Source organism: Actinoplanes sp. NPDC026623 (genome assembly GCF_040638275.1).
GTDB lineage: Bacteria > Actinomycetota > Actinomycetes > Mycobacteriales > Micromonosporaceae > Actinoplanes.
Map to the genome: position 1 here is coordinate 1 of NZ_JBEZXZ010000254.1, position 11,393 is coordinate 11,393.

The following is an 11,393-nucleotide window of genomic DNA, read 5'->3' on the forward strand; positions in this document are numbered from 1 at the left end:
CCTACCTCGGCGCCTTCGGCATCGCCCGGGCCCTCGCCGGCGGCGCCGACGTCGTCGTCACCGGGCGGGTGACCGACGCCTCGCTGGTCATCGGCCCCGCTGTCGCCCGCTTCGGCTGGGGCCGCACCGACCTCGACGCCCTCGCCGGCGCCACGGTGGCCGGCCACGTCATCGAGTGCGGCACCCAGGCCACCGGCGGCAACTACCCGTTCTTCACCGAGATCGCCGACCTGGTCCGGCCGGGCTTTCCGATCGCCGAGATCCGCCCGGACGGATCCAGCGTCATCACCAAACACCCCGGGACCTCCGGCGCGGTCACCGTCGGCACGGTCACCGCGCAGCTCGTGTACGAGGTGGGCGACGCGCGCTACGCCGGTCCCGACGTCACCACCCGCCTCGACACGATCTCGCTGCGCCAGTCCGGGCCGGACCGGGTGGAGATCACCGGCGTACGCGGTGAGGCGCCCCCGCCCGGCCTCAAGGTGTCGTGCACCGGGATCGGCGGCTACCGCAACGAGATGACGGTCGTGCTGACCGGCCTCGACATCGAGGCGAAGGCCGACCTGTTCCGCCGGCAGTTCGAGGCTGCCGGCGGCGCCACCGCGCCGGCCGAGATCACCTGGACCCTGGCCCGGGTCGACGCCCCGGACGCGCCGACGCAGCAGCGGGCGTCCGCCCTGCTCACCGTCGCCGCCCGGGACCCGGACGAGCGGGTCGCGGGCCGCGCGTTCACCAACCCCGCCGTCGAGGTCGCGCTCGCCTCCTACCCGGGCTTCTTCAGCACGACGCCGCCGGGGCGCGCGCACCCGTACGGCGTGTTCACCGCCGGGTACGTGGCGCAGGCGGTCCCGGAGCACGAGGTCGTGCTCGACGACGGGAGCGTCGAGCGGATCGGGGCGCCGCCGCTCACCCGGGCCCTCGAGCCGCTGCCGGGCCCGGCGCCCGGGCCGGCACCCGGCGATCCGGGGCCGACCGTGCGCCTGCCGCTCGGCACGCTCGCCGGGGCACGCTCCGGCGACAAGGGCGGCGACGCCAACATCGGCCTCTGGGTGCGTGAGGACGCGGCGTACCCGTGGCTGGCCGCGCTGATCACCGAGGACACGATCCGCGACCTGCTGCCGGAGACCGCGGCGCTGCCGGTGCGGATCACCCGGCTGCCCGGCATCCGGGCCGTCAACGTCGTCGTCGAGGGCCTCCTCGGCCAGGGCGTCGCCTACCACGCACGCTTCGATCCACAGGCGAAGGGTCTCGGCGAATGGCTGCGCTCGCGCCACGTCGACATCCCCGCGTCGTTGTTGAAGGAGTACCCGTGACCATCCTGCGGTCCACCCTCGAGCCCGCCGGGGCGCAAGCCCGCGCCGCGCGGCAGGCCATGCTCGACGCCCTCGCCGAGGTCGCGGCCGAGACCGCGAAGGCCGTCGCCGGCGGCGGCGAGAAGGCGATCGCCCGGCACCACGCCCGGGGCAAGCTGACCGCCCGGGAACGCATCGAGCTGCTGCTCGACCTGGACTCGCCGTTCCTGGAGCTGGCCGCGCTGGCGGGCTACGGCTCGGAGTTCACCGTCGGCGGCAGCGTCGTCGCCGGCATCGGCGTGGTCAGCGGGGTGGAGTGCCTGCTGCTGGCCAACGATCCCACGGTCAAGGGCGGCGCGAGCAACCCGTGGTCGCTGCGCAAGACGCTGCGGATGCACGAGATCGCGCTGCGGAACCGCCTGCCGGTCATCGCGCTCGTCGAGTCCGGCGGCGCCGACCTGCCCACGCAGAAGGAGGTCTTCATCCCCGGCGGGGCCGTCTTCCGCGACCTCACCCGGATGTCCGCCGCCGGGATACCGACCATCGCGCTGGTCTTCGGCAATTCGACCGCCGGCGGCGCCTACCTGCCCGGCATGAGCGACCACGTGGTGATGATCGAGAACCGGTCGAAGGTGTTCCTCGCCGGCCCGCCGCTGGTCAAGGCCGCCACCGGCGAGGACGCCGACGACGAGTCGCTCGGCGGCGCCGAGATGCACGCCCGCGTCTCCGGCCTCGCCGACCACTTCGCCGTCGACGAGCAGGACGCCATCCGGATCGGGCGGCGCATCGTCGCGCGGCTCAACCACCGCAAGGCCTCCGGCCCGGCGACGGCCGGGCCGCTGCCACCCCGGTACCCCGCCGAGGACCTGCTGGCGATCGTGCCGCCCGACCTGAAGTCGGCGTTCGACCCCCGGGAGCTCATCGCCCGGATCATCGACGACAGCGACTTCGACGAGTTCAAGCCCCTGTACGGCGACTCACTGGTGACCGGCTGGGCCGAGCTGCACGGCTTCAGGATCGGCATCCTGGCCAACGCCCGCGGCGTGCTGTTCAGCGCCGAGGCGCAGAAGGCGGCACAGTTCATCCAGCTCGCCAACAAGTCGCACACTCCCCTGCTGTTCCTGCACAACACCACCGGCTACATGGTCGGCAAGGAGTACGAGCAGGGCGGGATCATCAAGCACGGCGCCATGATGATCAACGCGGTGTCGAACTCGACCGTCCCGCACATCTCGGTGCTCGTCGGCAACTCCTACGGCGCCGGGCACTACGGCATGTGCGGGCGCGCCTACGACCCGCGGTTCGTCTTCACCTGGCCGAGCGCGCGCTCGTCGGTCATGGGCGCACAGCAGCTCGCCGACGTCACCTACATGGTGTCCAAGGCGTCCGCGCTGTCGCAGGGCCGGCCGTTCCACGAGGACGGCGCGCAGGTGGTCCGGCACGCGATCGAGCAGCAGATCTCCGCGGAGGCGATGCCGATGGTGCTGTCCGGGCTCGTCTACGACGACGGCATCATCGACCCCCGGGACACCCGCGACGTCCTCGGCGTCGCGCTGTCCGCGATACACACCGCGCCGGTACAGGGCACCGACGCCTTCGGCGTCTTCCGGATGTGAGGCCAGTGATGACCCCGACGATCACAGGCGTTCTGATCACCAACGGCCGGATGTGAGGCAGAGATGACCCCGATCACCGGCGTACTGGTCGCCAACCGCGGCGAGATCGCCAGGCGGATCTTCGCCACCTGCCGCCGCCGCGGCCTGGCCACCGTGGCCGTCTTCGCCGACCCCGACGCCGACAGCCCGCACGTCCGCGAGGCCGACTGCGCGGTACGCCTGCCCGGCTCCGCGCCGGCCGACACCTACCTGCGCGGCGACCTGATCATCGAGGCGGCCCGGCTGGCCGGCGCCGACGCGATCCACCCCGGCTACGGCTTCCTCGCCGAGAACGCGGACTTCGCCCGTCGCGTACGCGAGGCGGGCCTGACCTGGATCGGCCCGGACCCCGAGGCCATCGAGGTGATGGGCTCCAAGATCGAGTCGAAGCGCCGGATGGCCGCCGCCGGCCTGCCCGTGCTCGACCTGCTCGACCCGTCCGCCGTCACCGAGGATCACCTCCCGGTGCTGGTCAAGGCGTCGGCCGGCGGCGGCGGGCGCGGCATGCGGATCGTCCGCACCCTCGCCGATCTGGAGGGCGCCGTGGCGTCGGCGGCGCGGGAGGCCGGCGCCGCGTTCGGCGACCCCACCGTCTTCTGCGAGCCGTACCTCCCGGCCGGGCACCACGTCGAGGTGCAGATCCTGGCCGACGCGCACGGCACGATCTGGGCGCTGGGCGAGCGCGAGTGCTCGCTGCAGCGCCGCCATCAGAAGGTCATCGAGGAGGCGCCCGCGCCGCTCGTCGACCGGATCGGCGACGGCCTGCGCAAGCGGCTGCTCGCCGCGGGGCGCGACGCCGCGGCCGCGGTCGGCTACCGCGGCGCCGGCACCGTGGAGTTCCTCGCCGACGACGCCGGCGACTTCTGGTTCCTCGAGATGAACACCCGCCTGCAGGTCGAGCACCCGGTCACCGAGTGCGTCACCGGCACCGACCTGGTCGGCCTGCAACTCGACGTCGCCGCCGGCGTCGCGCTGACCGGCCCCGAGCCGGCGATGACCGGCCACGCCATCGAGGCCCGCCTGTACGCCGAGAGCCCCGCCGACGACTGGCGCCCGCAGACCGGCACCGTCGTCGCCTTCGACGTACCCGGCGTCACCGCCCGCTTCGAACGGGCCGGGCTGGACGGGATCCGCCTCGACTCGGGCGTCGAGCGGGGCAGCGTCGTCGGCACCCACTACGACGCGATGCTCGCCAAGGTCGTCGCGTACGCGGAAACCCGCGAGGCCGCGGCCCGGCAGCTGGCCGCGGTCCTGCGCGGCGCCCGCGTCCACGGGGTGACCACCAACCGCGACCTGCTGGTGGCGAGCCTGCTGCACTCGGACTTCCTGGCCGGAACCGCCGACACCGGCTTCTACGCCGCGCACCCGCCGGCCGCGCTGACCGCCGGCACCGGGCTGGAGCCGGCCCTCGGCGCCCTCATCGCGGCGCTGGCGGACGCGGCGTTCGAGCGCGGCCCGCTGCTGCCCGGCGTCGCCGCCGGCTTCCGCAGCATCCCGGTCGGCTACCGCAGCCGCCGCTACGCCGCCGGCGAGCGGGAGTTCGAGGTCCGGTACCGGTTCGGCCGCTCCGGCCTCGAGCTCGCGCAGAACCCGCCCGGCGTCGCCACGCTCGCGCTTGTAGACGCCGCCGCCGACCGCGTCGTGCTCGACGTCGACGGGGTGCGCCGGGCCTGGGCCGTCGGCCGGTTCGACGACCGCGTCGTCGTCGAGGGCCCGCGCGGCTCGGCCGAGCTGCGCCGGGTGCCGCGCTTCACCGACCCGTCGTCGCCGCTCGCGGCCGGTGCGCTGGTGGCGCCGATGCCCGGCACCGTGGTGCGGGTGGGTGTGCGGGTCGGCGAGGCCGTCGTCGCCGGTCAGCCGCTGATCTGGCTGGAGGCCATGAAGATGGAGCACGTGGTGCACGCCCCCGCGGCCGGGACGGTCGCGGAGCTTCCGGTCGAGGCCGGGCAGCAGGTCGGCCAGGGCACCCCGCTCGCGGTGGTGACGGGCGCGGACGGCGCGGATGCCTGACGGCGCCGCACCCAAGCAGGACCGGTCCCGGGCGACCCGCCGGCACCTGCTGGAGACGGCCATCCGCTGCCTCGCCGGCCACGGGTGGGAGACCTCGACGGTGGGGTTCATCGCCGCCGAGGCCGGCATCAGCCGGGGTGCGGTGCAGCACCACTTCCGTACCCGGGAGGCGCTCATTCTCGCCGCGCTCGAGCACATGTTCGCCGAGCGGGCCGCGCTGCTCGACGCGCTGCCCGACCCCGGGGGTTCCGGCCCGGAGCGGGTGCACGCGGTGGTGACCGGTCTGGTCGACGCCATCGGCGGCGAGCTGTTCCGGGCCGCACTGCAGGTGTGGACCGTGGCGGCCGCCGAGCCCGAGCTACGCTCCGCGGTGGTCCCGCTGGAGCGTCACTTCGCCCGCGGCGTGCACGAGCGGGCGGTGCGCCTGCTCGGGGTGGACGACGCCGACCCGGCCGTGCGCGCCCTCATCCAGGCCACCCTCGACCTGGCCCGCGGCCTGGCCCTGGCGGACGTGCTGACCGACGACTCCCGCCGGCGGGCCCGGGTCGTGCGCGCCTGGTCGAACCAGCTCGCCGCCGCCCTGCCGGCCGCCTGACGGCAACCGGCGGGCCCGGCAGAGCACGATCCCCGCGTACCCGTGCGGCGCCCACCGGTCCAGCGCGACGACCTCGATCGACTCGTCCCGGGCGTCGAAGCCCGGCCGGAGCACCGCGCGCAGGTCGTGCTCGTCGACGTCGGCGCCGGGAAAGACCTTCCCCGCCACGGTGTAGCCGCGGCACCGGCGCAGGGCCGCGGTGACGAAGAGGCCGCCCGGCCGGACCAGGCCGGTGATGTGCCGCATGAACGACACCCAGGTCGCGCGGTCGGCGGTGGCGGAGTCCGCGCAGTAGGCGCTGACCACCGTCGCGTACTCCCGGTCCACCGGGCGCGGGTCCCGGCCGTCCACCCGCAGCAGCGCGGTGATCTTCGTACGGGTGAGCTCCTCGCGGGCCGCCACCTGCTCGGCCGTCGGGCACGGGTTGCCCTCGCACCGCAGCGTGTGGCGCACGAACGGCCGCCAGTCGTGCGCGCCGGGCGCCCGGTCCAGCCAGCGCCGGATCTCGGCCAGGTTCGCCGGCAGGTAGTCGCCGAGGTGGATCTCGGAGGCCACCTCGGCGGCCGCGAACACGTGGTGCAGGGTCGGACCGACGCCGAAGAACAGGACCGGCCGATCGCGGTCCGCGTGGCGCATCGCCGCGACCAGGAACGCGATGGTGGCGATCTCGTCCGGCTCGACGTCGCGGTAGTAGCCGCTCAGGTACTCCGCCGGCACCCAGTCCGCCTCGAACGACGCGTAGCCGCCGCGCCGGCGGCGCAGCACGGCGGTGGTGAGGCCGGCCAGGGCGTACTCGTAGAGGGCGGCGCCGAGATTCGCCCCGATCAGGAAGATCAGCGCCCGGTGCGCGGTGATCGAGTCGCTGACCAGCGCGGCGGCGAAGGCGCCCAGGTAGTAGGGCGCCTCCTTGGCGATCTCCGTGCCGGCGTAGCCGGCCGCGGCCGCCACCCGCGGCGCGCGCCCGCCCGCGGTCCTGCGCCGGGTCAGGTCGTACGCGGCCTTCGACAGCACGTTCGTGCTGGTACCCGTCTCGGCCAGCAGCCGCCAGTTGGCCCGCAGCCCCGTCCGCAGGCCCCAGACCCACGCCGCGTAGCTCGCCACGAGGAGCACCGGCGGCCAGATTCCGCCGAGACCGTCGAGCGGGCCGAGGGCGACCAGGCCGATTCCGGCGGCGGTCGCGATCGCGTCCAGCGCGTAGGTCGAGGCGGCGGTGGCGGCGATGCTCACCGCCCACCTCGCGAGGGACCGCATCACCGGGCGGCGTTCCGTTCCGCCTCGACCAGGACGCGGCGCAGCAGCTTGCCGGCCGGCGATCGCGGCACCGCGTCGGTGACGCGCACGGCGCGCAGCCGCTTGTACGGCGCGACCCGCTCGGCCACGTACGCCAGCAGTTCCTCGGCGGTCGCCGGCCCGCGCAGCACCACGTACCCGACCGGGACCTCGCCGGCGTCCGGGTCGGGCCGGGGCACCACCGCCGCGTCGGCGACCGCCGGGTGCGTCGTCAGCAGGCGCTCCAGCTCCGCCGGCGCCACCTGATACCCCTTGTACTTGATCAGTTCCTTGATCCGGTCGGTCACGTACAGGTAGCCGTCCTCGTCGAAGAAGCAGAGGTCGCCGGTGTGCAGCCAGCCGTCGGCGTCGATGGTCGCGGCGGTGGCCGCCGGCCGGTCGCGGTAGCCCCGCATGAGCTGCGGACCCCGGACCCAGAGTTCACCGGTACGGCCGGCGGCGAGGTCGGCGCCGCTGTCCACGTCGACGATGCGCGCCTCGGTGTTCGGCATCAGCCGCCCCACCGAGCCGCGGCGCGGCTGCTCCAGCGGCCCCGCGGTGATCACCGACGACGTCTCGGTCATTCCGAGGCCCTGGCCGACGATGCAGCCGAGCCGCTCGGCGCAGCGCAGCTCCACCTCGGCGTCCAGCGGCGCCGCGCCGACGCCGAGGGTGCGCAGCGAGGACAGGTCGAACTCGTCGACCAGCGGATGCCCGGCGAGCGCCTGCACGATCGGCGGGACGACGATGGAGTAGGTCACCCGATGGTCCTGGATGATCCGGAGCAGGTCCCCGAGGTCGAAGCGGGCCATCGTGACGACGGTCGCACCGGCCGCCAGGGCCGCGGGCAGCACCAGGTTGAAGCCGACGGCGTGGAAGAACGGCGCGACGGCGAGAACGACGTCGTCCTCGTCGGGGCCGAGGACCGCGCGGCTCTGCCGCACGTTGGTGACCATGCTGGAGTGCGTCAGCTCGACGCCCTTGGCCAGCCCGGTCGTGCCGCTGGAGTACGGCAGCGCGGCGAGCGCCGTCGCGGGGTCGATCGTGATCCGCACCGACGGGTGCTCGCCGGCGGCAAGCTCCTCGAAGCCCAGCACCTCGACGCCGCCGGCCTTCTCGGCGGCCGAGCGGGCACGCTCGAGCAGCGGCGGGATCGTGACCAGGATCCGGGCACCGGAGTCGACCAGCTGTCCGGCCAGCTCCTCGGCGGTCAGCATCGGATTGGCGCCGGTGACCGCGCCGCCGGCCGCCATCGCCCCGTACGCGGCCACGGCGTACTCGGGCGCGTTGGGGCTGTAGAGAGCGAGGACGTCGCCGGGCGCGAAGCCGCGGGGCGGCCAGGAGGTCCGCGGTCCGCTCCACGCCGGCCGCCAGCTCGCGGTAGCTGACCGCCCGGCCGGTCCCGCCGTCGACCAGGGCCGGCTTGTCGCCGAGGCGGCCCGCCTGCCCGAGGACCAGGCCGGGCAGGGTGACGCCGCCGACCGGGACGTCGGGGAGGTCGCTTCGTCGTGGGCTGATCGCTGTCATGGTGGCTCCTCTGCTCGACGGCCTCGAGGCCGGATGAGCGGAACGTAACGAGCCATCGTTTGCGCGCCGTGTCTCCATCGTGTGCGCGGCGCCGCCGCGACCAGCAGCGGGTGCGTCAGCGCGCCGTGGTGCGCGAGTGGATGCGACGCGCGAGCATGGGGAGCATGGCTGAACTCTATGAATACAAGGTCCTGGAGCTCCGGGAGAAGATGATCGGCGGCAAGATGTCGGGCGACAAGCTGGAGCAGGTCCTCAACGAACACGCGGACCAGGGCTGGCGGCTCAAGGCGATCACCTCCGCGGAGGTGAAGGGACGCATCGGGCCCGGCGGCGTCGAGGGGCTACTGGTGACGTTCGAGCGGGCCAGGACGAATTAGCGGACCCTGACGGGCGATTGCGGCGCGGGAGCCGATCGTGCGGCCGGTGGCGTGGAACCCGGCACGCCGCCGGCGGCCGGCCCCCGGCCGTCAATCAGCCTCCGGCAGTACAGCGCGTCGGGGGTACGGGAGGAGAACAGCCGGCGGGTGTAGGCGATGCCGGCCAGGTACTCGTCGTCGGCGCACTGTCCCTTGTAGTTGCCGGTGGCGAAGTCGCCGCCGGGGCCGCCCGCCGGGCGGTTGTCGCCGCGGTCGAACCACACCGTCCGGCCGGCGCCCGCCGGGACGGTGGCCGCCGTGGCGCACAGGGCGCTCGACATCGCGTCGCCGCGCACGGCGTACCCGATGACGAAGGAACCGGCCGGGCACTGCAGCTTGGTGTATCCCGGGGCCCAGTCGCCGGCGACGTACCGCTCGTCGGTGACGACCTGATGCGCCGCCGACGCGGCCCACAGGTCGCCGGCGGTGATGTCGGTGCACAGCCCCCGGTTGCCGGTGTGCGCCAGGCCGAGCAGGCGCTGGCCGTCCGGGCAGGCCGCCTTGCGGGCGCCGGAATCCCAGTCCGGCCGGTCGCGCATGCGCAGCGACTGGACGAAGTCGCCGTGGTCCGGGCTCAGCATCGACCAGTGCGGCACCGGATCGACGTACCCGCCGCGGGCCTCGGAGGTGACCAGCCGGGTCCAGGCGCCGGCCCGCCAGTCGCCGCCGTCGTACGGTCCGGTGCGCCGCCCGGCCGCGTCCCAGTAGAGCAGCGCCCAGCCGTTGACGCCGCGGTTCTCCGCCCAGCCGACCGCCGGCCAGTAGGCGAAGTCGGCGTCGGCGGCGATCAGCAGATCGACGAAGGCGGCGAACCAGTCCCGCTGTTTCGTGCCGGCCCGCGCGTTGCCGTCCACACCGAACTCGCTGATCCACACCGGCGCGGTGAAGTGCCGGCCGGACTCGGCGCCCACGAAGAACGCGTCCCGGTACAGCACGTCGCGCAGCTCCGCGGCGCTCAGGTCGCGGTAACGCGGGTCGCTGGTCTCGCCGATCCCGGTCGCGCCGGTGTGGTTGGGCCCGGTGTAGTCGTAGAAGTGTGCCGCGTAGACCAGCTTCCCGGACCGCACCAGCGTGTGCGACAGCGATCCCACGGGCCGCAGCGTCGGACGCCCGTGCGCGAAGCCGTCGGCGGGAATGCCGGTCCAGTTGATGCCCTCGACGATGATCAGCAGGTTGGGGTTGGCCTCGCGGAGGATCCGGTCGCCGAGCCGCTGCGAGGCGGCGAACCAGTCGTGGTCGTCGCCGGTGCCCCAGTTCGGGTCGTCCCAGACCGTACGGCGTACCTCGTTGTAGAGGTCCGCGCCGACCACCCGGGGGTTGCCGGCGTAGCGGCGGACCACGGACAGCCAGTTCTCCTCCCACTGCGGCGTGGACTGGCTCGCGTTCCACCGCTCGTTGCCGTCCACGCCGCAGCACCAGCGCGTGGTGTTGGTGTGGTTGTTGAGGATCACGGCGAGGCCGGCGCCGGTGAGCCCGGCGACCACCTCGTCGTAGACCTGCAGCGGCGTCAGGCCCCGGAACCGGGGGTTGGCCGCCACGGCCGCATCGGTCACCGGCTGCCGGTCGGTCAGCATCTCGTCGGAGAACGGGAGCCGCACGCTGTTGAGGCCGATCGACTGAAAGCCGGCGACGATCTCGGCGAGCGGCGCCCGGTCGAGCCCCAGCGGGATCCGGCCCGAGTTCTCGCCGGAGTGGTGCGCGGCGTTGTCGGCGACGTCGCCGGAGCCGTTCCAGGTCCCGCTGGCACCGTGCCAGTTGCCGGAGCGCAGCTTGAAGCGCACCCCGTCGGCGTCGACGATGTATCGGCCGCGGGTGCTCAGCGGGGCCACCCAGCCGGCGGCCGCCGGGGCGGTCGCGGCGGCGTCGGCCGCGGGCAGCCCCGGCAGCGCTACGGCGGTGATGAGCACGGAAACCAGCAGCGTGCGAACGGCGGGACGCAAGACGACCACCAAACCCCTCGGCAGGGACATCGGCCCTTGTCCATATCTAAGGCCACCCGCGACCGAAAGGGAACACTACGCCCGCCGTCCGCGCGCGCTAAGCGATTCTCAACCTGGCCGGTGCCGCCCGGGCCACGTCGAGAGGTTCATCGGCCGGCGGCGCCGTCGGTCTGTTTCTGCCGCCGGATCCAGCCCTGCGCGGTGTGCCGGGGCACCCCGTAGTGGTCCGCGATCGCCGTGGACGTGCCGGCCTGGCGGAGCACGGCCGCGAAGTCCTCCGGCATGCGCCGGTAGGCGCGACCGTTTGCCGCCGTCACGGGGCCGGCGTCCTTGGTCGCCCGCTTCCCCGGGGTGCCGGCCTCACGCCCGGCGCGCTTGGCGGCCGATCCGGCAGTGGCGGCCTTCTTCGCGGCCGATCCGGTAGCCGCCGTCTTCTTCGCAGCCGATCCGGTAGCCGCCGTCCTCTTCACGGCCGATCCAGCAGCCGCCGCCTTCTTCGCGGCCGATCCAGCAGCCGCCGCCTTCCTCGCGGCCGATCCAGCAGCCGCCGCCTTCCTCGCAGCCGATCCAGTAGCGGCGGTCTTCCTCGCAGCCGATCCGGTGGCTGTGGCCTTCTTCGCAGCCGATCCGGTGGCTGCTGCGGTCTTCGCGGCGGCGCCGCGGCGGGCGGCCGGGCGCGGCGCCGGCAC

The 11,393-nt window shown here is 74.2% G+C and carries 9 protein-coding genes and 2 pseudogenes; 5 read left to right on the plus strand and 6 right to left on the minus strand.

The genetic code is table 11. The features are described 5' to 3' along the window. The 4 genes from AB0F10_RS40645 to AB0F10_RS40660 all read left to right on the plus strand — a co-directional run. Window positions 1–1,313, plus strand: a 1,313-nt coding sequence (locus tag AB0F10_RS40645; protein ID WP_360638384.1) for an acyclic terpene utilization AtuA family protein, incomplete at its 5' end; no start/stop codon positions are given. Further along, window positions 1,310–2,908, plus strand: a complete 1,599-nt coding sequence (locus AB0F10_RS40650) for a carboxyl transferase domain-containing protein (RefSeq protein ID WP_360638387.1) — start codon at window positions 1,310–1,312, stop codon at window positions 2,906–2,908. The genes AB0F10_RS40645 and AB0F10_RS40650, both read left to right, overlap by 4 nt. A gap of 63 nt (window positions 2,909–2,971) precedes the next feature. After that, a complete protein-coding gene (locus AB0F10_RS40655; protein ID WP_360638390.1) occupies window positions 2,972–4,957 on the plus strand; it encodes a biotin carboxylase N-terminal domain-containing protein in 1,986 nt (661 codons plus the stop codon). Beyond that, a complete protein-coding gene (locus AB0F10_RS40660; RefSeq protein WP_360638393.1) occupies window positions 4,950–5,552 on the plus strand; it encodes a TetR/AcrR family transcriptional regulator in 603 nt (200 codons plus the stop codon). Before AB0F10_RS40655 ends, AB0F10_RS40660 begins: the two co-directional genes overlap by 8 nt. 90 nt (window positions 5,553–5,642) lie before the next feature. On the opposite strand, the pseudogene gntF reads toward AB0F10_RS40660, so the two are convergent. The 3 genes and pseudogenes from gntF to AB0F10_RS40675 form a co-directional block, all read right to left on the minus strand. Then, window positions 5,643–6,803, minus strand: a pseudogene (gene gntF / locus AB0F10_RS40665) (guanitoxin biosynthesis pre-guanitoxin forming N-methyltransferase GntF); the annotation flags it as partial. Further along, complete coding sequence (locus tag AB0F10_RS40670) at window positions 6,803–7,237, minus strand: AMP-binding enzyme (RefSeq protein WP_360638405.1); 435 nt, start codon at window positions 7,235–7,237, stop codon at window positions 6,803–6,805. The gene AB0F10_RS40670 and the pseudogene gntF, both read right to left, overlap by 1 nt. Continuing rightward, window positions 7,238–8,137: pseudogene (locus tag AB0F10_RS40675) on the minus strand (AMP-binding protein); the annotation flags it as partial. It lies immediately after the preceding gene. Window positions 8,138–8,512: 375 nt separating this feature from the next. Here AB0F10_RS40675 and AB0F10_RS40680 point away from each other — a divergent pair. Continuing rightward, complete coding sequence (locus AB0F10_RS40680) at window positions 8,513–8,725, plus strand: DUF4177 domain-containing protein (RefSeq protein ID WP_360638396.1); 213 nt, start codon at window positions 8,513–8,515, stop codon at window positions 8,723–8,725. Here the strand turns inward: AB0F10_RS40680 and AB0F10_RS40685 are convergent. From AB0F10_RS40685 to AB0F10_RS40695, 3 genes are all read right to left on the minus strand, one after another. After that, window positions 8,722–10,713 carry a cellulase family glycosylhydrolase gene (locus tag AB0F10_RS40685; RefSeq protein ID WP_360638408.1) on the minus strand — a complete coding sequence of 664 codons (1,992 nt, stop codon included), beginning with the start codon at window positions 10,711–10,713 and terminating at the stop codon, window positions 8,722–8,724. The two genes, AB0F10_RS40680 and AB0F10_RS40685, sit on opposite strands and share 4 nt — an antisense overlap. A gap of 137 nt (window positions 10,714–10,850) precedes the next feature. Beyond that, on the minus strand, window positions 10,851–11,021 hold the full coding sequence (locus AB0F10_RS40690) for a helix-turn-helix domain-containing protein (RefSeq protein WP_360638399.1): 171 nt from the start codon (window positions 11,019–11,021) through the stop codon (window positions 10,851–10,853). 43 nt (window positions 11,022–11,064) lie between these two features. Beyond that, on the minus strand, window positions 11,065–11,393 hold a 329-nt coding region (locus AB0F10_RS40695), incomplete at its 5' end, for a hypothetical protein (RefSeq protein ID WP_360638402.1).